The organism is Aeromicrobium phragmitis (assembly GCF_003674095.1).
GTDB lineage: Bacteria > Actinomycetota > Actinomycetes > Propionibacteriales > Nocardioidaceae > Aeromicrobium > Aeromicrobium phragmitis.
The window spans coordinates 89,446-114,377 of sequence record NZ_RDBF01000008.1; the positions used below are offsets into that span (position 1 = coordinate 89,446).

Consider the following 24,932-nt stretch of genomic DNA (forward strand, 5'->3'; position numbering starts at 1 on the left):
TCGGTGCGTGTCAACAACTATGCTGGTGCGGAGAGGCTTTGTGAAGGGCGACGGGAAGAAGAGCCACGTGAGCGATCAGACGCACCCTCCGCGCGTCTCCGATCTGGAGATGCTGCGGCAGGTCACCACTGCGTTGACGGACCGGGTCGCCGCCACGCTCGCCGAGCATGAGCTCACCGTCGACCAGTGGAACGTGCTCCGCTCGCTCACGGTCTCCGGGCCGCAGTCGATGAGCGATCTCGTCGAGCGCACGCGGATCACCGGACCGACGCTGAGCCGCGTCGTCGACAAGCTGGCCGAGCGCGCCCTGGTCTACCGCAACGTCGACGCCGGGGACCGCCGACGGGTGCTCGTCCACGCCGCCGACCGCGGGCACAAGCTCGTCACCCAGATCGCGCCGTTGATCGACGAAGTCGAGCGCCACGGGCTCGCGTCGCTGTCGGCCAGCGAGGTCTCCACCTTGCGCACGCTCCTGGCCCGCGTAGCCAGCGCTTAAGCGCAGCACGCCGGCCTTCGGCCCGGCGAGCGGCTGAGCCGAGAGCGAACACGCCTGGCGTGTCGCGGTGCCGAGCGGTTGCATCGGGACATGACCTCACGCGTCCTCATCCTCGGTGGCACGGCCTGGTTGGGGCGTCACCTCGCCGCTGCCGCGCTCGAACGCGGCGCTGCGGTGACGTGTCTGGCCCGCGGTGAGAGCGGGTCGCCACCGGACGGCGTCGAGTGGGTGCGAGGCGACCGGTCGCGACCCGATGCGTACGACGAGCTCGACGGCGAATGGGACCACGTGATCGACGTGGCCCGCGTCCCCTCGCACGTGGCGAGTGCGGTGGCGACGCTCCGTGGCCGTGCTGCGCAGTGGACGTTCATCTCGACGGGTTCGGTGTACGCCGATCAGAGCGTGCCGCTGCACGAGGACTCGCCGCTGCTGCCGGCCGGTGACGACGACGCGGAGTACGGCAGCGCGAAGGTCGCGTGCGAGCAGTTCGTCGGGCCGGACGCCCTCGTGGTGCGCGCCGGTCTCATCGTCGGGCCGGGAGATCCGTCCGATCGTGGCGGCTACTACGTCGCCCGGATGTCCGCCGCACGCGAGGAGCCCGTCGTGGTTCCGGCGGTGCGGGACCAACCGATGCAGATGGTCGATGTGCGCGACCTCGCCGGCTGGGTGGTCGAACTCGCCGACCGGGGCGTGACCGGGGTGGTCCACGGCGCCGGCGAGCGGACGACGGTGGGGCACCTGCTGGACGTCTCGGCGCAGGTCGCGGAGCACGCGGGCGACCGGGTCGAGTTCTCGCCGGACGAACTGACCGCCCGCGGGGCGAACCCGTGGGCGGGGGAGCGGTCGCTGCCCTGGTGGCTTCCGACCAGCCATCACGGCATGGGCCGGATGGACGACGCTCGGGCACTGCAGCTCGGTCTCGAACGACGCCCGATCGCCGCGACGCTCACCGACGTGCTCGCCGACGAGCAGCAGCGCGGCGTGGACCGGCCGCGCCGCGCGGGACTGTCGCGCACCGACGAGCTCGAGCTGCTGCATTCGAGGGGCGGACAGGCCTAGGGTCGCTCGCGACCGGACCGTAGAATGGTCAGGTGAGCACCGAAGAGACCACCAGCACCACCGGCACCGCGCGCGTCAAGCGCGGCATGGCGGAGATGCTGAAGGGCGGCGTCATCATGGACGTCGTCACCCCCGAGCAGGCCAAGATCGCCGAGGACGCCGGCGCCGTCGCCGTGATGGCCCTCGAACGCGTTCCGGCCGACATCCGCGCCCAGGGCGGCGTCGCCCGCATGAGCGATCCCGACCTCATCGACGGCATCATCGAGACGGTCTCGATCCCCGTCATGGCCAAGGCCCGGATCGGTCACTTCGCCGAGGCGCAGGTGCTCCAGAGCCTCGGCGTCGACTACATCGACGAGTCCGAGGTCCTCACGCCGGCCGACTACGAGAACCACATCGACAAGTGGGCCTTCACGGTGCCGTTCGTGTGCGGCGCCACCAACCTGGGCGAGGCACTGCGCCGCATCACCGAGGGTGCGGCGATGATCCGTTCCAAGGGTGAGGCGGGCACCGGCGACGTCTCCAACGCCACGGGGCACATGCGCAAGATCCGCAAGGAGATCCGCCGCCTCCAGACGCTGGCCGAGGACGAACTCTACGTCGCCGCCAAGGAACTGCAGGCGCCGTACGAGCTCGTCAAGGAGGTCGCGCAGGCCGGCAAGCTCCCGGTGGTGCTGTTCACCGCCGGTGGTATCGCCACCCCCGCCGACGCCGCGATGATGATGCAGCTCGGTGCCGAGGGCGTGTTCGTCGGATCGGGCATCTTCAAGTCCGGCGACCCGGCCAAGCGCGCCGAAGCGATCGTCAAGGCCACGACCTTCTACGACGACCCCGACGTCGTCGCCAAGGTGTCGCGCGGTCTCGGCGAGCCGATGGTCGGCATCAACGTCGACGAGATCCCCGAGCCGCACCGCCTGGAGACCCGCGGCTGGTGACCGCCGCTCCCACCGTCGGCGTCTTCGCCCTGCAGGGCGACGTCCGTGAGCATCTGCAGGCTCTCCACCGGCTCGGCGTCGAGGCGATCGCCGTCCGCCGCCCGGAGGAGCTCGAGCGCTGTCACGGCGTCGTCCTGCCCGGCGGCGAATCGACGACCATGATCAAGCTCGCGCGCACGTTCGAGCTGCTCGAACCGCTGCGCAAGCGAGTGTCCGAGGGAATGCCGGCGTTCGGTACGTGCGCCGGCATGATCCTGCTGGCCGACCGGATTCGCGACGGCGCCCCCGGCCAGGAGACCATCGGCGGGCTCGACATCACCGTCCGCCGTAACGCCTTCGGCCGCCAGGTCGACTCGTTCGAGGCCGAGGTGGAGTTCGACGGCCTCGACCGCGACGTCCACGCCGTCTTCATCCGCGCTCCGTGGGTCGAAGAGGTCGGTCCGGACGTCGAGGTGCTGGCCCGTGTGCCAGCGTCGGTGCCCGAAGAGGACGCCGCCGGTAGAATCGTCGCTGTTCGGCGCGGCCCGCTCATGGCGACGTCGTTCCACCCCGAGGTGGCACACGACGACGACCGCATCCACGGGCTCTTCGTCGACCTCGTCTCGAAGTCGTAGGGAAGGACGCCATGTCAGGCCACTCCAAGTGGGCGACCACCAAGCACAAGAAGGCGGTCATCGACGCCAAGCGCGGCAAGCTGTTCGCCAAGCTCATCAAGAACATCGAGGTGGCGGCACGCACCGGCGGTCCCGATCCCGACGGCAACCCCACGCTGTACGACGCGATCCAGAAGGCCAAGAAGCAGTCGGTCCCCAACGACAACATCGATCGCGCCGTCAAGCGCGGCGGCGGTCTCGACGGCGGCGCCGTCGACTACACGACGATCATGTACGAGGGTTACGGCCCGAACGGCGTCGCGCTGCTCATCGAGTGCCTCACCGACAACAAGAACCGCGCGGCCATGGAGGTCCGTACGGCGATGACCCGCAACGGCGGCACCATGGCCGACCCCGGATCGGTGTCGTACATGTTCCACCGCAAGGGCGTCATCATCGTGCCCGAGCAGCAGGAGGGCGGCCCGACCACCGAGGACGACGTCCTCATGGCGGTCCTGGACGCCGGGGCCGAGGAGGTCAACGACCTCGGCGGCTCCTTCGAGGTCGTCTGTGAGGCCGGTGACCTCGTCGCCGTGCGCACGGCGCTGCAGGACGCCGGGCTCGACTACGACTCGGCCGACGCGTCCTTCGTGCCGAGCGTCAACGTCGAGGTCGACGGCGACGGCGCGGGCAAGGTCGTCAAGCTCATCGACGCGCTCGAGGACTGCGACGACGTGCAGAACGTCTACGCGAACTTCGATGCCCCCGACGAGGTGATGGCCGAGCTCTGAGGCTCGGCTCCACGCCCCCGCCGAGGGCGGTGAGCTGTCACGCACCCGAGGCGCTCGGGTGCGTGATCGCCCACCGCCGTCGTCGCCGATGCGTGATGGCGCACCGCTCGCCAGGTGACGATCTGACGCCGACCAGTGCCTCGGCGTGGCGCGGTGGACGGCCGCCGCGAGGCCGATAGGCTTTCGAACATGCGTTCTGTCCGCGTCATGGGGGTCGACCCCGGTCTGACCCGTTGCGGCATCGGTGTCGTGGACGGCACCGTGGGCCGACCGCTCACCATGGTCGACGTCTCGGTCGTGCGGACCCCGGCCGACCTCGACCTGGCGCGTCGGCTGCTGCGGCTCGAGAACGCCCTAGACGAGGCGGTGCGCACGCATCGCCCCGAGATCCTCGCGGTCGAACGCGTCTTCAGCCAACACAATGTCAGTACGGTCATGGGCACCGCGCAGGCGAGCGGGATCGCCATGCTGGTGGCCGCCCGTCACGGGCTCGCGGTCCGGCTCCACACGCCGAGCGAGGTCAAGGCGGCGGTGACCGGCAGCGGTCGCGCCGACAAGGCGCAGGTCACCCTCATGGTCACCCGGCTCCTGCGGCTGGCGCAGGCGCCCAAGCCCGCGGACGCCGCCGACGCGCTGGCTCTCGCGATCTGCCAGATTTGGCGCGGCGCCGCCCAGGACCGTCTCGCGGCCGCCGTCGCGGCCCAAGCCGGAAGGAGTGCACGATGATCGCTCACCTCACAGGCACGGTGGCCGCCCTCACCGTCACGGCCGCCGTCGTGGAGGTCGGTGGGGTCGGATTCCAGGTGCTCTGCACGCCGCGCACGCTCGCCGAGCTGCGCCCGCGCCAACCCGCCACGCTGTTCACCTCGATGGTCGTCCGCGAGGACTCGCTCACCGTGTACGGCTTCGCCGACGCCGACGAGCGCGACATGTTCGAACTCGTCCAGACCGCGAGCGGTGTGGGCCCCAAGGTCGCCCAGGCCATGCTGGCGGTGCTCGACCCCGAGCGGCTGCGGCACGCGATCGGAGCGGGGGAGGTCAGCACGCTCACGAGCGTTCCGGGCATCGGTCGCAAGGGGGCCGAGCGGATCATCCTCGAGCTCAAGGACCGGGTCGGGGTGGCGAGCGCCGCCAGTGCCGGTTCGGGGGTCAGCGGCGCTGCCTGGCGCTCGCAGGTCCACGATGCGCTCACCGGACTCGGCTGGTCCGCCAAGGACGCGGACGCCGCGATCGAGACCACCTCCGCGCAGCTGCCGGCCGACGCCGAGCCCGATGTCGCCACGATCCTGCGCGACGCCCTGCGCACGCTCGCCAAGGCGCGTTGATGGCTGCCGACGACTACACCGACGCCGTGCTCGCGGAGGCCCTGCCCGAGGAGCGAGCGTTCGAAGCCGCACTGCGTCCCAAGACGCTCGAGGAGCTGGTCGGTCAGGAGCGGGTCCGCGAGCAGCTGGCGCTCGTCATCGACGCTGCCACGGCCCGCGGGCGCACGCCCGATCACGTCCTGCTCTCCGGTCCTCCGGGCCTGGGCAAGACCACGATCGCGATGATCATCGCCAACCAGCTCACCGCACCCCTGCGGCTGACATCCGGTCCGGCCATCCAGCACGCCGGAGACCTCGCGGCGATCCTGTCAGGCATCGGTGAGGGCGACGTGCTGTTCATCGACGAGATCCACCGCATGTCGCGGCCCGCCGAGGAGCTGTTGTACATGGCGATGGAGGATTTCCGCGTCGACGTCGTCGTCGGTAAGGGACCCGGTGCGACTGCGATTCCGCTGGAGATCCCGCCCTTCACCGTCGTGGGCGCCACCACGCGAGCCGGGCTGCTGCCCGGACCGCTGCGCGATCGTTTCGGATTCACCGCGCAACTGGACTACTACGAGCCGGCCGACCTGCACCGCATCGTCCTGCGCTCCGCACGGCTGCTCGAGCTGTCCATCGACGACGACGCGGCGCGCGAGATCGGCTCCCGTTCGCGCGGCACTCCCCGGATCGCCAATCGCCTGCTGCGCCGGGTCCGCGACTATGCGGAGGTCCGCGCGGGTGGCCATGTCGACCACGCGGTCGCGCAGGCCGCGCTGGAGTTGTACGAGGTCGATCAGCTCGGTCTCGACCGGCTCGATCGTGCCGTCCTGCAGGCGCTGTGCGGCAGTTTCGGTGGCGGGCCGGTCGGCATCTCCACGCTCGCGGTCGCCGTGGGGGAGGAGCGCGAGACCGTCGAGGAGCTGGCCGAACCCTTCCTCGTGCGCCTCGGATTCCTCGCCCGCACCCCGCGGGGCCGCATCGCCACGCCCGCGGCGTGGCAGCACCTCGGCCTCGCTGCGCCCTCCGAGGTCGCGCAGCTCTCCTTCGACGACGCCGACTGACCGTCGCGTGCGGCCCCACCCGTAGACTCGTTCGGACATCGTTCCTCACCGACCGGGAGAGCTCCGCGTGGACATCATCATTCTCTTGGCCCTGCTCGCCGTGTTCTTCTTGCTGGTGCTGCGGCCCGCACGCCAGCGTCAGAAGCAGTTCCAGGAGGTCCAGACCGCCCTCGAACCGGGGAAGCGCGTCATGCTGACCAGCGGTATCCACGGCACCCTCGTCGAGGTCGAGGACCAGACCGTCGACATCGAGATCGCGCCCGGAACGGTGGTGACGGCCGCCCGCCAGGCCGTTGCGCAGGTCTTCACTCCGCTGCAGGACCCCGCCGACGACCTCGACGAGCGCGGCGACGAGACCGCCTGATGCCCGGTCGCGGCTCCCTGCTCGTGGCCGGCACGCTCGTCGGTGCGCTCGGTCTCCTGACCGCGTGCGGCGGTGACGGCACCGAGGCCTACTGCGAACAGCTCGCACACGTCAGTGAGCCGTTCGGCGAACTGCGTGAGGGCGACTTCAGTCAGATCGACCAGGTCATGGACGACATGACCGAGATCGAGGACACCGCGCCTGAGGACATCGCCGGCGAGTGGGAGACGTTCGCCGGCACCATCCGGGAGTTGCAGGCCGCGGTCGACGCGCAGGGACTGACCATCGCGGAGCTGCTCGAGATCGCTCAGCAGCCCGAGGTCAGCCCCGAGGACCAGGAGCGTCTGGAGGCGGTCGACGGCGCGCTGGAAGATCTGGACCTCAACGAGCTCGACAGTGCAAGCCAGGCGATCGCCGATCACGCCGAAACCGAGTGCGACCTCACCCTGGGAGGCGAGCAGTGACCGATTTCGCCGCCCACGCCGAGCGCATCCGCGCCGTGCCGGACTGGCCCGAGCCGGGTGTGACGTTCCGCGACATCACGCCACTGCTCGCCGATCCTGAAGGTCTGGCGGCCACGATCGACGCGCTCACCGATGTCGCGGTCGCCTGGGGACCGATCGACACCGTCGTCGGCATCGAGGCCCGCGGTTTCGTCCTGGCGCCGCCGGTCGCGCTGCGGCTGGGTGCCGGCTTCGTGCCGATCCGCAAGGCGGGCAAGCTTCCTGCACCGACCGAATCGCGCACGTACGACCTCGAGTACGGCAGCGCGACGGTCGAGGTGCATCGCGATGCGATCGCTCCCGGTGATCGGGTGCTGATCATGGACGACGTCCTCGCCACCGGCGGCACGATCGCCGCCGCCCGCGAACTCGTGACGGCGCTCGGCGGCGTGGTGGTGGGCGAACTGGTCCTGCTCGAGCTTCCCGCCCTCGGTGGGCGCGAACGTCTCGCGTCCGACACCCCCTTGGCTGCATTGGTGACGTATCGATGATGAGCAAACGTACGATCCGCGTGATCGCCCTCGTGGCGGCCGGCGCGCTGCTGGTCGGCTCCGCCGCCACCCTCGTGACGATCCTGTGGTGATCCCGGTTTCGTGACGCGCCCTCCTGCGTAGGATGGATGGAAAGGAGGTGCAGTGGCAGATCCACAGATCGGTAGAAAGGTCAGCGAGGCGAAGACTCCCGAGTCCGCCCCGGCGTCCGCGCGCGTCCGCAGCCGGCTGGCGCGTATCGGCGGCAAGTCGGCGAGCGCCCATCCGGTGCTCGATCCGCTGCTGAAGGTGTATCGCGCCACCCACCCCAAGGGCGACGTCCAGTCGATCCAGAAGGCCTACGGCATCGCCGCGGAGATGCACGAGGGGCAGACCCGTAAGAGCGGCGACCCCTACATCACCCATCCGCTCGCCGTCGCCACGATTCTGGCCGAACTCGGCATGACCGCACCCACGCTGTGCGCGGCACTGCTGCACGACACGGTCGAGGACACCGCCTACACGATCGACCAGCTGCAGGCCGACTTCGGCGAGGAGGTCGTTCACCTCGTCGACGGGGTCACCAAGCTCGACAAGGTCAAGTACGGCGACTCGGCCCAGTCCGAGACGATCCGCAAGATGATCATCGCGATGAGCCGCGACATCCGTGTGCTCGTCATCAAGCTGGCCGATCGGCTGCACAACATGCGCACGCTGCGCTACCTGCGCCAGGACAAGCAGGAGCGCATCGCCCGGGAGACGATCGAGATCTACGCCCCGCTGGCTCACCGGCTCGGCATGAACACGATCAAGTGGGAGCTGGAGGACCTCGCCTTCGGCACCTTGCACCCCAAGGTCTACGACGAGATCGTGCGGCTCGTCGCCGAACGGGCACCCTCGCGCGAGAGCTTCCTCGAGCGGGTGATCACCGAGGTCACCTCCGACCTCGGTCACGCCAAGATCAAGGCCAAGGTCACCGGCCGGCCCAAGCACTACTACTCGATCTACCAGAAGATGCTCGTGCGCGGCCGAGAGTTCTCCGACATCTTCGACCTCGTCGGCGTACGCATCCTCGTCGACGATGTGGCCGACTGCTATGCCGTGCTCGGGGTGCTCCATGCGCGGTGGAACCCGATCCCGGGCCGGTTCAAGGACTACATCAGCGTCCCGAAGTTCAACATGTACCAGTCGCTGCACACCACCGTCATCGGCCCGCAGGGCAAGCCGGTGGAGTTGCAGATCCGCACCTACGCGATGCACCGGCGCGCCGAATACGGTGTCGCGGCGCACTGGAAGTACAAGGAGGACGCGCTCGCCAAGGCGTCCGCCGGGAAGCCGGGCAAGAACAAGGCGCCGGGCACCGAGGACATGGTCTGGCTCCGTGAGCTCATGGACTGGCAGTCCGAGACCGCGGACTCCAGCGACTTCCTGGACTCGTTGCGTTTCGAGATGACCACGGCGGGGGTCTACGCCTACACCCCGCGTGGCGACCTCATCCAGCTTCCGGCGGCGGCCACCCCGGTCGACTTCGCCTACGCCGTGCACACGGAGGTCGGGCACGCGTGTATCGGCGCGCGGGTCAACGGCCGCCTCGTCCCGCTGGAGTCGGAGCTGGAGAGCGGCGACGTCGTCGAGATCTTCACGTCCAAGTCGCCCGACGCCGGGCCCAGCCGCGACTGGCTCGACTTCGTCAAGAGTCCCCGCGCGCGTAACAAGATCCGGCAGTGGTTCACCAAGGAACGTCGCGAAGAGGCCATCGAGCACGGCAAGGACCTCATCGCCAAGCAGATGCGCAAGGAGGGGCTGCCGCTCCACCGGCTGTTCAGTCAGCAGAACCTCGACGCCGTCGCGAAGGATCTCGGGCTCGCTGACATCTCCGCGTTGTACGCGGCGGTCGGTGAGAACAACGTCGGGCCGCAGAACGTCGTCGAGCGGGTCATCGATCTGGCCGGCGGACGGGAGGGCGCCGAGGAGGACATCGCCGAGGCGACGAGCATTCCCACCTCGCTCCAGCGCCCCATGCCCACCTCGCGCAGCGTCGCGGGCGTGGAGGTCGAGGGCGTCGACGGCGACATCATGGTCAAGCTGGCGCGGTGTTGCACGCCGGTGCCAGGTGACTCCATCGCCGGCTTCGTCACCCGCACGTCGGGTGTGTCGGTGCACCGCCGCAACTGCCCCAACTTCCAGGCGCTGCAGGGCGAGGCCGAGCGCATCGTGCGAGTGTCGTGGGCACCGACGGCCAAGAGCATGTTCCTCGTGGCGATCCAGGTCGAGGCGCTCGATCGTCCCCGTCTGCTGAGCGACATCACCCGGGTCATCTCCGACCAGCACGTCAACATCCTGTCGGCGGGCCTCAGCACCGGCCGCGACCGCGTCGCCAAGACGAAGTTCACCTTCGAGATGGCCGATCCCAAGCACCTCGGCCACGTGCTGAGCGCCGTGCGCTCCATCGACGGCGTCTTCGACGTCTACCGCCTCACCACCCAGTAACTCCGCCGGTGCCACCATTGGGGCCCCTCCCATGGCGGTCCAAGACGTCGGCGATCGGGAGACTCAGCTACCCGTGCTAGCGAAACGGACCATAATCCGGATTTTCAATGCTACTCTCTCGGGAACGGTCGCATTCGTCCGAATCGCGAAGGTAGGAGCCGACCATGCGAAGAACACCTGTCAGACCGGCACTGGTCGGTCTTGTTGCAGTCCTCGTTGTCCTGATCCCAATGTCCATGAGTGCGGAGCCACTATCAGGCTTGGCACCTCGAGAGCTTAGTGACCGCCGGAGCTCAGAGGTCGAAGCACTCAACACGGATGCTGAATCCTCGGGGGTGACTTCTGATCAATTGGCGTGGCAGAACGAGTTCTCTGAACTCGTCACTTCCTACTCGATGGACGCGGAACGGAAATACTCGTACTCGGAAATCGTCGCGCCGCGCGATGCGGTTTTGGCGTTCGGTGAAGTCGCTCCTGCCGACCTTCAAAAGCGATTGACTATGCTAGGCGGTCGCGTGAAGGTGGTGGAGCACACAGGCTTCACTGAACTCGAAATCGAGGCTGCCGCAAGTCGTGCAGCCCAAGTGATCATCGAGCACGGCGCGACATCAGCGGTGGCGGTCCCGGACGCCCGCGACCGAACGATCACCCTCAGCTATAGCGGCGTGACTCAGGATTCGACTGAACTGCAGAGAGCCCAATCGGCGATCGAGAATGAAGTTTTGGGTGATGAGCTCGAGAATGCAGGCTTCTTGTTGCAATTCAAACATTCTGGCACGGAAGTCTTCGAAGCTGACAACTTCGATGGTGGTTGGGGGCTGGTATATGGAGGAAATGTCGTTTGCACGATGTCATTTCCTGTGAGGCGAAACAGCAGTACTGCCTTGGGTCTTCTCACTGCTGGTCACTGTCCTGGGACGGGAACGTATGGCGGCGTCTCTAATGCCTTCTTTCCACCTCAGGATGGTTCGTTGTGGACCACTACGGCACACCCCGGCGGAGACTTCCGGTGGAATTGGAGCAAGCGCTTTCTCACGGGCTGGACCTACATGGGTCAGGGCACTAGGAAGTTCTCTCGCTCTGCCAACCTCCCCTACGGGTCCAACGTTTGCAAGTATGGTCATACTACTCAATACGGGTGTTCGCTGGTTCTGTACAAGGGAATGACCGGGGCCGTGCGTCCGCATCCGTATAATGAGATAATGGCGATTGGCCCCTTGGACGGGACCCCGGTCAATACAAACTCGGGAGACAGTGGTGGCCCCTATTTTAGTGCCTCGTATGCGGTGGGAATCTATAGCGGTCGTGCATTCAGTAACGGCCAAGCTTATGCCTCTGCCTACAGCAGAGTTCCGAATGCTCTCAGTCGGATGAACCTAAGCCTTGTCTATTAGGTTCATAAGGCTCTCGCCAGATGGCCATTTGGCGCTGGTGCTTGTTTCGGTTCTGTGCTGGATCGACTGGCATCAACGATGAGCGGCACACGGTTTGTCGCGGAACCCCGAGAGGCGTGCCGGGTCTTCCTCGTAAATTTGAGAGTGTGAGCCGCTCCGGACTTCGGTCGAAGGCCTGTTGAGTGACATGAGTTCGGGTTTCGGTGGGCGAGTAGTCAACAACCCTTCCACACCAACGGGCGTGGCCATCGAATAAGGCTCGCTCAATGAGGGCTACAGTTCACCGTTCCGCCTCTGTGGCTTCGTCATCTCTTCGCTCGCCGTCGCTACCTGGGTATACGTTCAGCTGAAGTCGGAGGCGGTCTTGCGGGCGATGTCGAGGAAGGCGCGGCGCGACTCGAGGTTCTCGGTGAGTTCGCGCACCTTCTTCTCGTTGCCGTCCGCGCGCGCCTTGTCGAGTTTGGCCTCGGTCTCGGCGATCGCCGCCTCCAGCTTGCCGATCATGTCGTCGGCGCGCGCGGACTTCTCCGGGTCCGTGCGCTGCCACTCGCGCTGGTCGGCGTTGCGGATCTCGTTCTCGACCGCGCGGATGCGGCTCTCGAACTCCTTCACCTTCGCCCGAGGCACCTTGCCGGCAGCCTCCCAGCGCTCGGCGATGGAGTGCCAGGCCCGGCGTGCGGCGTCCAGATCGGTGATCGGCAGGAGCGCCTCGGCCTCGGCGAGGAGCTCGGCCTTGACCTCGGCGTTGCGCTCGTACTCGGCGTCGAGCTCGGCGTTGGCGGCGTCGCGAGCGGAGAAGAAGACATCCTGCGCGGCCCGGAATCGCTTCCAGAGCTTGTCCTCGACGTTGCGCGGTGCCGGCCCGGCTTTCTTCCACTGCTGCATGAGATCGCGGTAGCGGCCCGACGTCGGGCCCCAGTCGGTGGAGCCGGAGAGCGCCTCGGCCTCGGCGATGAGCTTCTCCTTGACCCGGGCAGCCTCGTCCCGGCGGGCGGACTGCTCGGCGAAGTGAGCCTTGCGCCGCTTGGTGTACGTGGTGCGAGCCGAGCTGAAGCGGTGCCACAGCTCGTCGTCCTGCGACTTGGGGAGCCGGGGGAGGCCCTTCCACTCCTCGAGGAGTTCACGGAAGCGATCGGCGCCGGCACGCCAGTCGTTGCCGTTGGCGAGGGCCTCGGCCTCGGCCACGATGCGGGTCTTGGCCTCCTTGGCCTCCTGCTGCCGCTGCTCGCGCTCGACGCGGCGCTTCTCGCGCGCCTGATCGACCAACGGCCCCAGTGCGTCCAGGCGGGTGAGGAGCCCGGCCAGATCGCCCATCGCCTGCGCGCCCTCGACCTGCTCACGGACCGCAGCGAGCGCCTTTGCGGCGTCGTCGGGCGCGACGGTTCCAGCGGACAGCCGCTTCTCCAGGAGGTCGACCTCGGTTTCGAGGCCGTCGAAGCGCCGGGTGTACAGGGCGATGGCCTCGGCGGGGTCCCCACCGACCCATTGGCCGATGAGGCGCTCGCCCTCGGCCTCGCGGACGTACACATTTCCCTCGGCGTCGACGCGACCCCACGGGTGCTCGGCGGCAGCAGTCATGCCCACGAGTGTAGTGGTGACCCGCCCGGCGAGGACGCCTCGCGCCGCAACTCGGCGCTCGCGTAGGCTGGCCGACGTGCTTCTCACCAGTTTTCCCGCCGGTCCGCTGCAGGCGAACTGCTATTTCGTGGCCGCCGGCGAGGGCGCGCCGTGCGCGATCGTCGACCCCGGGATGGAGTCCTTCGAAGCGATCCAGAAGGTCGTCGACCAGTACGGCTTCACCGTCGCCGCGGTGCTCGTGACCCATGGTCATTTCGACCACATGTGGTGTGCTCAGGACGTCGCGGCCGCATACGGCTGCCCGGTCTGGATCCATCCGGCGGACCGTCACCTGCTGAGCGACCCGATGGCCGCGATCTCCGGGCAGTCAGCGGCGATGCTCCGCGAGCAGTTCGCGGGCATCGACCTGCCCGACTTCCGCGAGCCGGCCGACGTCCGCGATGCCGTCGACGGCGCCCGGATCGAGGTCGGCGAGCTCGTCCTCACCGTCGACCACTGCCCGGGGCACACGCCGGGAACCGTCATGTACCGCGTCGACTACCCCGGGCCGGAACCGGTGTCGCAGGTGGCGTTCTCCGGTGACTTCCTGTTCTTCGGCTCGATCGGCCGCACCGACCTCACCGGGGGAGATCACGCCCAGATGCAGCAGAGCTTGCGCGAGAAGGTGCTCAATCTGCCTGATGACGTCGTCGTCCTGCCCGGTCACGGACAGCAGACGTCGGTCGGCCAGGAGAAGGCCACCAACCCGTTCCTCGCGGAGCTGAAGGCATGAGCAAGCTGAGTGGGTTCCCCGAGTACCTGCCGGCGCAGCGCAACGCCGAGCTCGCCGTGCTCGATCACCTGCGCCGTGTCTTCGAACTGCACGGATTCGCCAACATCGAGACGCGCGCGGTCGAGACGATGGACCAGCTCACACGCAAGGGTGAGATCGACAAGGAGGTCTACGTCCTGCGGCGGGTCCACGCCGCCGACGACGAGGGCGACGCCGGCATGGGTCTGCACTTCGACCTCACCGTGCCGTTCGCCCGCTACGTCCTCGAGAACGCTGGCCACCTGACCTTCCCGTTCCGCCGCTACCAGATCCAGAAGGTATGGCGCGGTGAGCGGCCGCAGCAGGGACGTTTCCGCGAGTTCACCCAGGCCGACATCGACATCGTCGGTGACGGCACCCTGCCGTTCCACTTCGACGTGGAGGTCGCCCGGGTCATGGCCGAGGCGCTGTCGGGCCTTCCCGTACCCGAGCTGACCTTGCAGGTGTCCAACCGCAAGGTGCTCGAGGGGTTCTATCGCGGTCTCGGCATCGCCGATCCCACCGCGGTGATGCAGGTCGTCGACAAGCTCGACAAGCTCCCGGCGGACAAGGTCGCCGGGCTGCTGTGCGAACAGGGGCTCAGCGACGAGCAGGCCGCCCAATGCCTGGCGCTCGCCGACGTCCGTACCACCGACACGTCGTTCGTCGAGCAGGTGCGTGCCCTCGGCGTCGAGCATCCGATGCTCGATGAGGGCCTCGAGGAGCTGGCCGCGGTCGTCGGCGCCGGCGAGCAGGTCCGGGGCGTCGTCGTCACGGCTGACCTGCGGATCGCCCGCGGCCTCGACTACTACACCGGGACGGTGTTCGAGACGCGGATGGCCGGCTACGAGTCGCTCGGTTCTATCTGTTCCGGTGGCCGATACGACCAGCTCGCGAGCGACGGCAAGCGCACGTTCCCCGGTGTGGGCATCTCGCTCGGGGTGTCGCGCCTGCTTGCACCGCTGTTCGCCGACGGCATGACCGCGAGCCGCAGCGTGCCGTCCGCGGTGCTCGTCGCGCTGGTCGCCGAGGAGAGCCGATCAGTCAGTGACGCCGTCGCTCAGCAGTTGCGCGCGCGGGGCATCCCGGCCGAGGTCGCCGCGACCGCCCAGAAGTTCGGCAAGCAGATCCGGTACGCCGAGCGGCGAGGTATCCCGTTCGTCTGGTTCCCGCCCGCGGAGGGCGAGGACGGCCACGAGGTCAAGGACATCCGCACCGGCGACCAGCAGGCGGCCGATCCCGCCGCCTGGGCGCCCCCCGCCAGCGACCTGCGCCCGCAGGTCGTCGTCACGAAGGAGAAGCAGCAGTGATCCGCACGCACGACGCCGGAACCCTGACCGCCGCGAACATCGGCGAGCAGGTCACGCTCGCCGGATGGGTCGCCCGGCGCCGCGACCACGGTGGCGTCGCGTTCATCGACCTGCGCGAGGCCTCCGGCGTCGTCCAGGTGGTCGTCCGTGAGGACGTCGCGCATCAGCTCCGCGCCGAGTACTGCCTGCGGATCGTCGGCACGGTGCAGAAGCGCCCCGAGGGCAACGAGAACCTGGGCATCGCGACCGGCGAGATCGAGGTCATCGCCGACGACGTGGAGATCCTCAGCTCGGCCGCGCCGCTCCCGTTCCCGATCGACGACGCTGTCGACGTGGGCGAGGAGGTGCGGTTGAAGCATCGCTACCTGGACCTGCGCCGCAGCGGCCCGGCCGCTGCGATCCGGCTGCGCAGCAAGGTCAACGCGGCCGCCCGCCGGGTGCTCGAGCGGCACGCCTTCGTCGAGATCGAGACGCCGACGCTCACGCGTTCGACGCCCGAGGGCGCGCGGGACTTCCTCGTTCCGGCGCGGCTCAAGCCGGGCAGCTGGTATGCGCTGCCGCAGAGCCCGCAGTTGTTCAAACAGCTCCTCATGGTCGGCGGCATGGAGCGGTACTACCAGATCGCCCGCTGCTACCGCGACGAGGACTTCCGGGCCGACCGGCAGCCGGAGTTCACCCAGCTCGACCTCGAGATGAGCTTCGTCGAGCCCGACGACGTCATGGCGCTCGCCGAGGAGATCTACGTCGAGCTGTGGAAGCTCATCGGCGTCGACCTGCCCACGCCGTTCCCGCGAATCACGTACGCGGACGCGATGGCCAAGTACGGCTCGGACAAGCCGGACCTGCGCCTCGACCTCGAGCTGACCGAATGCACCGAGTACTTCGCCGACACGCCCTTCCGCGTGTTCCAGGCGCCGTACGTCGGTGCGGTGGTCATGCCCGGCGGTGCCTCCCAGCCGCGCCGCCAGCTCGACGCCTGGCAGGAGTGGGCGAAACAGCGCGGTGCCAAGGGCCTCGCATACGTGCTTATCGGTGAGGACGGTGAGCTGAGCGGACCGGTCGCCAAGAACCTGTCCGATGACGAGAAGGCCGGCCTGGCCGAGTTCGTCGGCGCCCAGCCCGGCGACTGCGTCTTCTTCGCGGCCGGTGCGCGCAAGTCGAGCCAGAACCTGCTGGGTGCCGCGCGCCTGGAGATCGGGCACCGTTGCGGGCTCATCGACGAGTCGGCCTGGGCGTTCTGCTGGGTCGTGGACTGGCCGATGTTCGAGCCGGTGAACGAGCTGGACTCCGGCGATGTCGCCGTGGGTGCAGGGGAGTGGACTGCCGTCCACCACGCCTTCACCGCGCCGCAGGATCCCGCGACCCTCGACGACCCGGGCACCTCGCTCGCGCAGGCGTACGACATCGTCTGCAACGGCAATGAGATCGGCGGCGGTTCGATTCGTATCCACCGCGACGACGTTCAGTCCAAGGTCTTCGAGATCATGGGGATCGGCGCTGAGGAGGCCCAGGAGAAGTTCGGGTTCCTGCTCGACGCCTTCCGGTTCGGCGCGCCGCCGCACGGCGGCATCGCCTTCGGGTGGGACCGTACGTGCGCGCTGCTCTCGGGCGCCGACTCGATCCGAGAGGTCATCGCGTTCCCGAAGTCCGGCGGCGGCTACGACCCGCTCACTGCGGCTCCGGCACCCATCACCGCTCAGCAGCGCGAAGAAGCCGGCGTCGACGCGGTCCCCGAGGGCGACGTCTGAGCGGTGACCTATCCCGTACGTCGGTCTCTGAGCGGTGAGCCATCCCGCACCCGCTCAGCGGGCGGTGAGCTATCACGCAGCGCACGCGCTTCGGTGCGGGACAGCTCACCGCCCGAGGCGGGGCGGTGCGGGTGGCGGCTAGGCTCGCAACATGACCTCTGACGGTCTTTTCGACCTGCCCGACGCGCCGCCGTCCCGGCCCGATTCGGGCGGGACGCTCGCCGGGAACCAGCACGCCTCGGCGCCACTCGCGGTGCGGATGCGACCGCGCAGCCTCGACGAGCTCGTGGGGCAGCAGCATCTGCTCGCGCCGGGTTCGCCGCTGCGGCAGATGATCGACGGTCACAAGCCGCTCACCATCTTGCTCTGGGGACCTCCGGGCACCGGCAAGACGACGCTGGCGAGCCTCATCAGCGCCCAGACCGAACGGCGGTTCGTCGAGGTCTCGGCGGTCAGCGCCGGGGTCAAGGAGGTTCGTGAGGTCATCGCCGGCGCCCGCCGAGCGCTGGCGGCCACCGGCCAGGAGACCGTGCTGTTCGTCGACGAGGTGCACCGGTTCAGTAAGGCCCAGCAGGACGCGCTGCTCCCCGGCGTGGAGAATCGCTGGGTCAGCCTCGTCGCGGCCACGACCGAGAACCCGCACTTCAGCGTCATCTCGCCGTTGCTGAGCCGCTCGCTGCTACTCACCCTGGAATCGTTGACCGACGACGACGTCGCCACCCTCGTCGACCGCGCCCTCACGGACGAACGCGGTCTAGCCGGCGCGATCACGCTCACCGACGACGCCCGAGAGCACGTGGTCCGGCTCGCCGGCGGCGACGGCCGGCGGGCGTTGACCTATCTCGAGGCGGCAGCCGGTGCGGCGACGGCGCAGGGCAAGACGGAGATCACCGTCGAGGACGCCGCGCTCGCCGTCGACCGCGCCGCGGTGCGATACGACCGCCAGGGCGATCAGCACTACGACGTCACGAGCGCGTTCATCAAGTCGATCCGCGGCTCCGATGTCGACGCCGCGCTGCACTATCTGGCCCGGATGATCGAGGCGGGGGAAGACCCTCGGTTCATCGCCCGCCGACTCATGATCCACGCGAGCGAGGACATCGGCATGGCCGATCCCACGGCCCTGCCGGTGGCCACGGCGACCGCGCAGGCGGTGGCGATGATCGGCTTTCCCGAGGCGCGGATCCCGCTCGCGCAGGCCGTCATCCACCTGGCCACGGCACCGAAGTCGAACGCCGTCATCACCGCGATCGACGCGGCACTCGCCGATGTGCGAGCCGGCAAGGTCGGAGCCGTTCCACCGGCCCTGCGGGACGCCCACTACGCGGGGGCCAAGAAGCTCGGGCATGGGCACGACTACGTCTACGCGCACGACGACCCGCGCGGTGTGGTCCCCCAGCAGTACGCGCCCGACGACGTCGACGGTGCGGAGTACTTCCGCCCGGGGCGTCACGGTGCTGAGGCCGCGCTTGCCGATCGCCTCGCCCGTATTCGCGCCATCCTCCGTGACCGGTAACCTCGTCGTATGCCCTCTTCGGTCGACGTCGTCGTGCTCGGCGTGGCCGCGGTGCTCGCCGTGGTCGCGCTTGTCGCCGCGCTCGTCGCCCTGCGCGCGGTCCGGGAGGTCAAGGCGTTGCGCGCCTCCACGGCACCGGTCCGGGCGTCCGGCGAGCCCGAGCAGCACGGTGGTCAGGACCTCGAGGTCCGCCCGGCGGAGGCATCGCTCGTGGCACCCGCCTCGGCCCCCGAGGCTCGCATCATCGAGGGGCGCGTGATCGTCCCGCCGACCCAAGAGCAGCTCGTGGCCGCGCAGATGACTCGGCCCAGTGTGCGGATCGCCATCGTCGTCGCCGGGGTGATGCATGCTCTGCGCCCCGAGAGTCGTGACCGCATCGGTGGCCTCATGCGCCGCGAGTACCGCCAGCGGCGCCGGGCACGCCAGCGCGCGGCTCGCCGCGCCGCGCGCGTCGCCCCACCTCCTCCTGGCCAGACCGACGGATGGATGAGCTCATGACCCCACGTGTCCTGTGGTTCGTCGCGGGAACCGCCGCCGGGGTGTACGCCTCGGTCAAGGCCCGGCGCGCCGCCTACCGCATGTCGATGCCCGGCCTCATCGATCAGGCGAGCGCGCTCGGCTCGGGCGTGCGCGCCTTCAACGCCGAGATGCGGGAGGGCATGCAGGCCAAGGAGTACCAACTGCGCTCCGAGGCGCTCGGCGCGCCGCAGCTCGATCCCGCCCCCACCGACCAGCCCCGACTGTCACTCGAGAAGGACCCCACCTGATGGACACCGCAGAGATCCGGCGCCGATTCCTCGCGCATTTCGAGGCCGCCGGCCACACGGTCGTGCCCTCGGCGCCGCTGCTGTTCGACGACCCCAATCTGCTGTTCGTCAACGCGGGCATGGTGCCGTTCAAGCCCTACTTCCTCGGTCAGGAGACGCCTCCGTTCGATCGGGCGACGAGTGTTCAAAAGTGCGTCCGCACCCTCGACATCGAGGAGGTCGGCAAGACCACCCGGCACGGCACGTTCTTCCAGATGAACGGCAACTTCAGCTTCGGCGACTACTTCAAGGAAGGCGCCATCGAGCTGGCGTGGTCGCTCATCACCAACCCCGTCGACGCCGGCGGCCTCGGGTTCGACCCGGACCGGATCTGGGTGACCGTGCTGCACAGCGACACCGAGGCGCGCGAGCTGTGGAAGAAGATCGCCGGGCTTCCCGGCGAACGCATCCAGAACCGCGGCCTGCTCGACAACTACTGGAACATGGGCGTTCCCGGTCCCGGCGGACCGTGCTCGGAGATCTATGTCGACCGCGGCCCGCAGTACGGCCCCGACGGCGGGCCGGAGGCCGATGAGGACCGGTTCCTGGAGATCTGGAACCTCGTCTTCATGCAGGAGGAGCTGAGCGAGGTCCGCGCGAAGGACGACTTCGACGTCCTCGCTCCCTTGCCGAAGAAGAACATCGACACCGGCATGGGCCTCGAGCGTGTCGCGTATCTCCTGCAGGGCAAGGAGAACATGTACGAGATCGACGAGGTCTTCCCGGTCATCGCCAGGGCCGCGGAGCTCTCGGGCAAGCGCTACGGCGCCGACCACGTCGACGACGTGCGCTTCCGGGTCATCGCCGATCACGTCCGCAGCGGCCTGATGCTCATCGGCGACGGCGTCACGCCGGGTAACGAGGCGCGAGGCTACGTGCTGCGCCGGCTGCTGCGCCGCGCGGTGCGCTCGATGCGCCTGCTGGGCTATGAGGGCCCGGCACTGCCCGAGCTCCTCCCGGTCAGCCTCGACCGCATGAAGCGTTCGTACCCCGAGCTGGAGGCCGACTTCGCCCGGATCAGCCAGGTCGCCTACGCCGAAGAGGAAGCGTTCCGCTCTACCTTGGCCAAGGGCACGCAGGTCTTCGACCTCGCCGCCGGTGAGACCAAGCGCACCGGTGCCTCGCGGCTCAGCGGCGACAAGGCTTTTCAGCTGCACGACACGTACGGCTTCCCGATCGATCTCACCCTCGAGATGGCCGCCGAGCAGGGGCTCAGCGTCGACGAGGAGGGCTTCCGCGGGCTCATGGCCGAGCAGCGCGCGCGGGCCAAGGCCGATGCGAAGGCCAAGAAGGGCAGTCACGCCGACACGACGCTCTACCGCGAGACGCTCGACGCCCACGGCCCCACCGACTGGCAGGCGTACACGACGCTCAGCACCGAGTCCCGTGTGCTGGCGCTGTACGCGCAGGGCGCCGCCACACCCGCGGCCGGTGCAGGCACTCTTGCCGAGGTCGTGCTCGATCGCACCCCGTTCTACGCCGAGTCCGGCGGTCAGAATGCCGACGCGGGCACGCTGGTGTGGGACGGCGGCCGCGCCGAGGTCCTCGACGTCCAGCGGCCGGTCCGCGGGCTCGTCGTACACCAGGTGCGCGTCCTCGAGGGCGAGCTCACCGTCGACGTGCTGCTGTCCGCCGACGTCGACCGCGAGTGGCGCGTCGGCGCCTGCCAGGCGCACTCGGGTACCCACGTGGTGCACGCCGCGCTACGTGAGGTCCTCGGCCCCACGGCGCTGCAGTCCGGCTCGTACAACCGGCCCGGCTACCTGCGTCTCGACTTCGGCTGGAACGGCGCCCTGTCGCCCGAACAGCTCCACGACGTCGAAGAAGCGTCCAACCGGGCTCTGCGTGAGGATCTGCCGGTCTCGGCGGCGATCATGCCGCTGCCCAAGGCCCGCGAGATCGGCGCGCTCGCCCTGTTCGGTGAGACGTATGGCGAGGACGTGCGCGTCGTCGAGATCGGCGGGCCTTGGTCGCGGGAGCTGTGCGGTGGCACCCATGTGCAGCGCTCGAGCCAGATCGGCACCGTCGTGGTCACCTCCGACTCCTCGGTCGGCGCGGGTAACCGCCGCGTCGAGGCGCTCGTCGGCATCGAGGGCTTCCGCTACCTCGCCAAGGAACGCGACCTCGTGCTCCAGCTGACCGACCTGCTCAAAACCAAGCCCGACGACGTGCCCGGTCGAGTCCAGGATCTCGTCAGCCGGCTCCGGGCGAGCGAGAAGGAACTCGAACGACTCAAGTCCGCGCAGCTGCTCGGTGCTGCCGGCGACCTCGCCAAGAACGCCAAGGACGTCGACGGCGTGGCCTTGGTCGCCCACCGGGCCGACGGCGTCGGTGGCGGCGACGTTCGCCAGATGGCTCTCGACATCCGCGGCCGTCTCCAGGACCGGCCGGCAGTCGTCGTCGTGATCGGCACGGCGGGCGACAAGCCGAGCGTGGTCGTCGCGGTCAACCCGGCCGCGCAGGAGCGGGGCATTGCGGCGAACCAGCTGGTCGGCGTCATCGGCGAGAAGATCGGCGGACGCGGCGGCGGCAAGGCCGACGTCGCGCAGGGCGGCGGCAGCGACCTCGCGGGAATCGACGCCGCGTTCGCCGCGGTCGAGGCGGCGCTCTGAACATGCGACGAGGGCGTCGGCTCGGGATCGACGTGGGCGAGGTCCGCATCGGGGTGGCGAGCTGCGACCCCGACGGCACGATCGCCACTCCGGTCGAGACCGTCCCGGCCCGTGGCGGCGACCCGATCGCCCGGATCGCGGCGCTGGTCCGCGAGTACGAGGCCATCGAGTGCGTCGTCGGCCTGCCCGTCGGCCTGTCCGGTCGCGAGGGTGCCGCGGCCGCCAAGGCGCGCGACTTCGCGACGCAGCTCCTGGCTGCGATCCCCGGCGTGTCGGTACGGTTGGTCGACGAACGGATGTCCACGGTCACGGCGAGCTCGCAGTTGCGAGCGTCGGGGCGCACGGCGAAGTCCTCGCGCTCGGTCATCGATCAGGCCGCGGCGACCGTGATCTTGCAGACGGCGCTCGACGCCGAACGGACCCGGGGAGCGGCCCCGGGGGAACTCCTCGACGATGGGATCGAGACGACATGAGCAACGACAGCGGGCTGGATCTGCTGACCGGAGGCGGCGCGGACGGTTCGGGGGACGACGGCAACGGCAACGGCAACGGCCGGGGCGGCCGCCGCCGCGCGGAGCCGCCACGGCGCTCCGGACGCGGCAAACTCCTCGCGGCGCTCGTGGTGATCGTGGTGCTGTGCGCGGGAGGCTTCTGGGCTTTCGGTGAGGTCCGGGACCGGTTCGGCGCTCCGGACGACTACAGCGGCGAGGGATCGGGCGAGGTCACGGTGCAGATCGCCGAGGGCGCGAACGGCGCCCAGATCGCCCAGACGCTGTATGAGAACGACGTCGTCGCGTCCACGGAGGCGTTCTACCGCTTGTCGATGTCTGATCAGCGAGCCCAGACGATTCAACCCGGCACGTATCAGCTTCGGCAGAAGATGTCCGCCAAGGCGGCGCTCGATGCGCTCGTGGACCGCGCCAATCGCGTCGAATCGCGGGTGACGGTGCCCGAAGGCACTCGGGTCGACGACATCGTGCAGCTGATCGCCGAGAACACCGACATCACCGCTGAGGACCTCGAAGCGGCGCTCGCCGATCCGGCCGGTATCGGGCTGCCCGAGGTGGCCCAGGGCAATCCGGAGGGGTATCTCTTCCCCGAGACGTACTTCGTGGAGCCCGACACCACCGCCACGCAGCTGCTCAGCCAGATGGTGCAGCAGACCGTGCAGGTCACCGATGAGCTGGGCATCGAGGAGCGGGCCGCAGCCCTCGGCTACAACGCCGAGGAGATCATGACGATCGCCAGCATCCTCGAGTGGGAGGTCAACAACGAGGAGGACTTCCGCAAGGCGGCGCGGGTGATCTACAACCGACTCGACGTGGGCGAGGCCCTGCGGATGGACTCCACCGTCCACTACGTGAGCGGCCGTCGCGGTGACGCGTTCACCACCGACGAGGAGCGCAACGCCGACTCGCCGTACAACACCTACCGTTACCCGGGCCTGCCGCCCGGACCGATCGGCTCGCCGGGTAAGGCGGCCATCGAGGCGGCATTGAACCCGGCGGAGGGAGAGTGGATGTACTTCGTCGCCGACGTCGAGACCGGTGAGACGACGTTCACGAACACCTATGCCGAGCACCAGCAGGCGTGTCGCGACGCCGGTTTCGAGTGCTGATGGCCGCGCCACGCCGGTGCGCCGTCGTCGGTCGCCCCATCACGCATTCGCTGTCCCCGGTCATGCACCGGGCCGCGTACGACGCCCTCGGGCTCGACTGGAGCTACGAAGCGCTCGACGTGGGTCCGGGCGGGCTCACCGCGTTCACCGAGCACCTCGACGAGGCATGGCGCGGGCTCTCGGTCACGATGCCGCTGAAGCGCGAGGCCGCCGAGCTCGCCGTGCATCGCAGCGACGACGTGACGTTCCTGGGAGTCGCGAACACGCTGGTGCGCGAGCACGACGGCTGGCACGCCAGCAACACCGACGTCCCCGGTGCCTTGACCGCCTTGCGCGAGGCGGGCGTCGAGTGCGTCCGTCACGTGCGCGTGCTCGGCGGCGGAGCCACGGCTGCGTCGCTCGTGCTCGCCGCTCATCGGCTCGGTGCGTCCCGCGTCAGCCTGCACCTGCGTGAGCCGGCACGAGCGGCGGAGACGCTCGAGGTCGCCCGTGCTCTCGGCATGGAGGTCGACGTCGTCGGCCTCGAGACGCCGGTCCTCGACCCCGTGGACCTCCTGGTCAACACCATCCCGCCGACGGCCACCGCCGGCCGGTCACACGAACTCGTCGAAGCCTCGGGCGCGGTCTTCGAGGCGCTCTACGACCCGTGGCCCTCGCCCCTGCTGCGGGCCGCGGAGGAAGAGGGCCTCCCGGCGTGCTCGGGCCTCGACCTCCTGGTGCACCAGGCCGTGCTCCAAGTCGTGGCGATGACCGGTCAGGTCGTCGATCCACAGGTGCTTCGCGCGCCCGCGTTCGACGCGGTCGCGGCGCGATAGTCTCGCGACGTGCCGCCCGCCGCCTCGCTCGCCGTCGTCGTCGCCGCCGTCTTCGCGGCACTCACCCGGTGGTGGCTCGCTCGCTTACCTGAGCCGGACGAGCCCGACGAGGACAAGGTGGCGTACGCGCAACTCGCTCAGCCGCCGTTCCTCGCCCTGGCGTGCGCGGTCGCGGGCGCGGTACTCGCGGCATGTGCGGTCTGGCAACTGCCGGAGCCGCTCGTCCCGGTCTGGACCCTGCTGGCGGCGATGACACCGGTCCTCGCCTACGTCGACGCCCGAACGCATCTGCTGCCGTTCCTGATGGTGGCCCCGCTCTACGTCGGCACGTGGCTGCTCACCCTCGCCGTCGCGTGGGCCGGCGACGACTGGTCGATCGCTCGCGATGCGCTGGTCGGCAACGTCGCCGTGTTCGCGACGTTCGTCCTCCTGTACGTCGTCGCCGGTCGCTTCTTCGCCGGTGGCTTCGGCTACGGCGACGTTCGGCTCTCGGCGGTCCTCGGCGTGGCACTCGGGCCGTTGGGTCTCACGGCGTCATTCGTCGGCCTCTACGCGGGCTTCGTCATCGCCGCCGTGGTCGGGATCGTGCGCAACCGCGGGCGCGTCCGCGGGGGCCCGCCGATCGCGTTCGGACCGGCGATGCTGCTGGGCGCCTTCGTCGGCACGTTCGTGTGAC

Annotated in this window: 25 protein-coding genes; 24 read left to right on the forward strand and 1 reads right to left on the reverse strand. The window is 69.1% G+C overall.

The window, feature by feature from the left end:
* The first annotated feature begins 67 nt into the window (after positions 1-67).
* The 13 genes from D9V41_RS11580 to D9V41_RS11640 all read left to right on the forward strand — a co-directional run bounded on the left by D9V41_RS11580 (position 68) and on the right by D9V41_RS11640 (position 11,463).
* Positions 68-496 (forward strand): MarR family winged helix-turn-helix transcriptional regulator, encoded by a 429-nt coding sequence (locus tag D9V41_RS11580; protein WP_166376015.1) that lies wholly within the window; start codon positions 68-70, stop codon positions 494-496.
* Between the two features lie 90 nt (positions 497-586).
* On the forward strand, positions 587-1,555 hold the full coding sequence (locus D9V41_RS11585) for an NAD-dependent epimerase/dehydratase family protein (protein WP_121794730.1): 969 nt from the start codon (positions 587-589) through the stop codon (positions 1,553-1,555).
* 32 nt (positions 1,556-1,587) lie between these two features.
* Positions 1,588-2,490, forward strand: coding sequence for a pyridoxal 5'-phosphate synthase lyase subunit PdxS (gene pdxS, locus D9V41_RS11590; protein ID WP_121794731.1), 903 nt, complete (start codon positions 1,588-1,590; stop codon positions 2,488-2,490).
* The gene (pdxT, locus tag D9V41_RS11595; protein WP_121794732.1) at positions 2,487-3,104 is read left to right on the forward strand and encodes a pyridoxal 5'-phosphate synthase glutaminase subunit PdxT; all 618 of its coding nucleotides are present in this window, start codon (positions 2,487-2,489) and stop codon (positions 3,102-3,104) included. Before pdxS ends, pdxT begins: the two co-directional genes overlap by 4 nt.
* 11 nt (positions 3,105-3,115) lie before the next feature.
* Positions 3,116-3,874 carry a YebC/PmpR family DNA-binding transcriptional regulator gene (locus tag D9V41_RS11600; RefSeq protein ID WP_121794733.1) on the forward strand — a complete coding sequence of 253 codons (759 nt, stop codon included), beginning with the start codon at positions 3,116-3,118 and terminating at the stop codon, positions 3,872-3,874.
* A gap of 207 nt (positions 3,875-4,081) precedes the next feature.
* On the forward strand, positions 4,082-4,600 hold the full coding sequence (gene ruvC, locus D9V41_RS11605; RefSeq protein ID WP_121794734.1) for a crossover junction endodeoxyribonuclease RuvC: 519 nt from the start codon (positions 4,082-4,084) through the stop codon (positions 4,598-4,600).
* The gene (gene ruvA, locus D9V41_RS11610; RefSeq protein ID WP_121794735.1) at positions 4,597-5,199 is read left to right on the forward strand and encodes a Holliday junction branch migration protein RuvA; all 603 of its coding nucleotides are present in this window, start codon (positions 4,597-4,599) and stop codon (positions 5,197-5,199) included. Before ruvC ends, ruvA begins: the two co-directional genes overlap by 4 nt.
* Positions 5,199-6,242: a Holliday junction branch migration DNA helicase RuvB gene (ruvB, locus tag D9V41_RS11615; protein ID WP_121794736.1), complete on the forward strand. Its 1,044-nt coding sequence runs from the start codon at positions 5,199-5,201 to the stop codon at positions 6,240-6,242. The genes ruvA and ruvB overlap by 1 nt, the downstream gene beginning before the upstream one ends.
* A 67-nt stretch (positions 6,243-6,309) precedes the next feature.
* Complete coding sequence (gene yajC, locus D9V41_RS11620; RefSeq protein WP_166376016.1) at positions 6,310-6,606, forward strand: preprotein translocase subunit YajC; 297 nt, start codon at positions 6,310-6,312, stop codon at positions 6,604-6,606.
* Positions 6,606-7,070 (forward strand): hypothetical protein, encoded by a 465-nt coding sequence (locus D9V41_RS11625; RefSeq protein WP_121794738.1) that lies wholly within the window; start codon positions 6,606-6,608, stop codon positions 7,068-7,070. The genes yajC and D9V41_RS11625 overlap by 1 nt, the downstream gene beginning before the upstream one ends.
* The gene (locus D9V41_RS11630; protein WP_121794739.1) at positions 7,067-7,600 is read left to right on the forward strand and encodes an adenine phosphoribosyltransferase; all 534 of its coding nucleotides are present in this window, start codon (positions 7,067-7,069) and stop codon (positions 7,598-7,600) included. Before D9V41_RS11625 ends, D9V41_RS11630 begins: the two co-directional genes overlap by 4 nt.
* 144 nt (positions 7,601-7,744) lie before the next feature.
* Positions 7,745-10,069, forward strand: coding sequence for a RelA/SpoT family protein (locus D9V41_RS11635; protein WP_121794740.1), 2,325 nt, complete (start codon positions 7,745-7,747; stop codon positions 10,067-10,069).
* Between the two features lie 335 nt (positions 10,070-10,404).
* Positions 10,405-11,463: a S1 family peptidase gene (locus D9V41_RS11640; protein WP_166376017.1), complete on the forward strand. Its 1,059-nt coding sequence runs from the start codon at positions 10,405-10,407 to the stop codon at positions 11,461-11,463.
* Positions 11,464-11,805: 342 nt separating this feature from the next.
* On the opposite strand, the gene D9V41_RS11645 is transcribed toward D9V41_RS11640, so the two are convergent.
* Entirely contained in the window at positions 11,806-13,041 is a 1,236-nt protein-coding gene (locus D9V41_RS11645; protein WP_121794742.1) for a DUF349 domain-containing protein, read from the reverse strand.
* A gap of 76 nt (positions 13,042-13,117) precedes the next feature.
* Between D9V41_RS11645 and D9V41_RS11650 the strand changes: the two genes are divergently transcribed.
* The 11 genes from D9V41_RS11650 to D9V41_RS11700 all read left to right on the forward strand — a co-directional run bounded on the left by D9V41_RS11650 (position 13,118) and on the right by D9V41_RS11700 (position 24,931).
* Positions 13,118-13,813: an MBL fold metallo-hydrolase gene (locus tag D9V41_RS11650; RefSeq protein WP_121794743.1), complete on the forward strand. Its 696-nt coding sequence runs from the start codon at positions 13,118-13,120 to the stop codon at positions 13,811-13,813.
* Complete coding sequence (gene hisS / locus D9V41_RS11655; RefSeq protein ID WP_121794744.1) at positions 13,810-15,141, forward strand: histidine--tRNA ligase; 1,332 nt, start codon at positions 13,810-13,812, stop codon at positions 15,139-15,141. The genes D9V41_RS11650 and hisS overlap by 4 nt, the downstream gene beginning before the upstream one ends.
* Entirely contained in the window at positions 15,138-16,889 is a 1,752-nt protein-coding gene (aspS, locus tag D9V41_RS11660) for an aspartate--tRNA ligase (RefSeq protein WP_121794745.1), read from the forward strand. Before hisS ends, aspS begins: the two co-directional genes overlap by 4 nt.
* Positions 16,890-17,040: 151 nt before the next feature.
* Positions 17,041-18,405 carry a replication-associated recombination protein A gene (locus D9V41_RS11665; protein WP_121794746.1) on the forward strand — a complete coding sequence of 455 codons (1,365 nt, stop codon included), beginning with the start codon at positions 17,041-17,043 and terminating at the stop codon, positions 18,403-18,405.
* A 9-nt stretch (positions 18,406-18,414) separates the two neighbouring features.
* Positions 18,415-18,903 (forward strand): hypothetical protein, encoded by a 489-nt coding sequence (locus tag D9V41_RS11670; RefSeq protein ID WP_121794747.1) that lies wholly within the window; start codon positions 18,415-18,417, stop codon positions 18,901-18,903.
* Complete coding sequence (locus D9V41_RS11675; RefSeq protein ID WP_121794748.1) at positions 18,900-19,172, forward strand: DUF6167 family protein; 273 nt, start codon at positions 18,900-18,902, stop codon at positions 19,170-19,172. Before D9V41_RS11670 ends, D9V41_RS11675 begins: the two co-directional genes overlap by 4 nt.
* Positions 19,172-21,823 carry an alanine--tRNA ligase gene (alaS, locus tag D9V41_RS11680; RefSeq protein ID WP_121794749.1) on the forward strand — a complete coding sequence of 884 codons (2,652 nt, stop codon included), beginning with the start codon at positions 19,172-19,174 and terminating at the stop codon, positions 21,821-21,823. Before D9V41_RS11675 ends, alaS begins: the two co-directional genes overlap by 1 nt.
* Before the next feature lie 2 nt (positions 21,824-21,825).
* Positions 21,826-22,296, forward strand: coding sequence for a Holliday junction resolvase RuvX (ruvX, locus tag D9V41_RS11685; protein ID WP_121794750.1), 471 nt, complete (start codon positions 21,826-21,828; stop codon positions 22,294-22,296).
* Positions 22,293-23,441, forward strand: coding sequence for an endolytic transglycosylase MltG (mltG, locus tag D9V41_RS11690; RefSeq protein ID WP_121794751.1), 1,149 nt, complete (start codon positions 22,293-22,295; stop codon positions 23,439-23,441). The genes ruvX and mltG overlap by 4 nt, the downstream gene beginning before the upstream one ends.
* On the forward strand, positions 23,441-24,256 hold the full coding sequence (locus D9V41_RS11695) for a shikimate dehydrogenase (protein ID WP_121794752.1): 816 nt from the start codon (positions 23,441-23,443) through the stop codon (positions 24,254-24,256). The genes mltG and D9V41_RS11695 overlap by 1 nt, the downstream gene beginning before the upstream one ends.
* 9 nt (positions 24,257-24,265) lie before the next feature.
* Complete coding sequence (locus D9V41_RS11700; protein ID WP_121794753.1) at positions 24,266-24,931, forward strand: prepilin peptidase; 666 nt, start codon at positions 24,266-24,268, stop codon at positions 24,929-24,931.
* Position 24,932: the final 1 nt, after the last annotated feature.

Coding starts and splice junctions, on each gene's coding strand:
- D9V41_RS11645 (WP_121794742.1), bottom strand. CDS start 13,041: ATGACTGCTGCCGCCGAGCACCCGTGGGGTCGCGTCGACGCCGAGGGA.
- hisS (WP_121794744.1), top strand. CDS start 13,810: ATGAGCAAGCTGAGTGGGTTCCCCGAGTACCTGCCGGCGCAGCGCAAC.
- D9V41_RS11585 (WP_121794730.1), top strand. CDS start 587: ATGACCTCACGCGTCCTCATCCTCGGTGGCACGGCCTGGTTGGGGCGT.
- D9V41_RS11675 (WP_121794748.1), top strand. CDS start 18,900: ATGACCCCACGTGTCCTGTGGTTCGTCGCGGGAACCGCCGCCGGGGTG.
- D9V41_RS11600 (WP_121794733.1), top strand. CDS start 3,116: ATGTCAGGCCACTCCAAGTGGGCGACCACCAAGCACAAGAAGGCGGTC.
- ruvA (WP_121794735.1), top strand. CDS start 4,597: ATGATCGCTCACCTCACAGGCACGGTGGCCGCCCTCACCGTCACGGCC.
- ruvB (WP_121794736.1), top strand. CDS start 5,199: ATGGCTGCCGACGACTACACCGACGCCGTGCTCGCGGAGGCCCTGCCC.
- D9V41_RS11695 (WP_121794752.1), top strand. CDS start 23,441: ATGGCCGCGCCACGCCGGTGCGCCGTCGTCGGTCGCCCCATCACGCAT.
- ruvC (WP_121794734.1), top strand. CDS start 4,082: ATGGGGGTCGACCCCGGTCTGACCCGTTGCGGCATCGGTGTCGTGGAC.
- D9V41_RS11665 (WP_121794746.1), top strand. CDS start 17,041: ATGACCTCTGACGGTCTTTTCGACCTGCCCGACGCGCCGCCGTCCCGG.
- mltG (WP_121794751.1), top strand. CDS start 22,293: ATGAGCAACGACAGCGGGCTGGATCTGCTGACCGGAGGCGGCGCGGAC.
- D9V41_RS11670 (WP_121794747.1), top strand. CDS start 18,415: ATGCCCTCTTCGGTCGACGTCGTCGTGCTCGGCGTGGCCGCGGTGCTC.
- D9V41_RS11625 (WP_121794738.1), top strand. CDS start 6,606: ATGCCCGGTCGCGGCTCCCTGCTCGTGGCCGGCACGCTCGTCGGTGCG.
- alaS (WP_121794749.1), top strand. CDS start 19,172: ATGGACACCGCAGAGATCCGGCGCCGATTCCTCGCGCATTTCGAGGCC.
- ruvX (WP_121794750.1), top strand. CDS start 21,826: ATGCGACGAGGGCGTCGGCTCGGGATCGACGTGGGCGAGGTCCGCATC.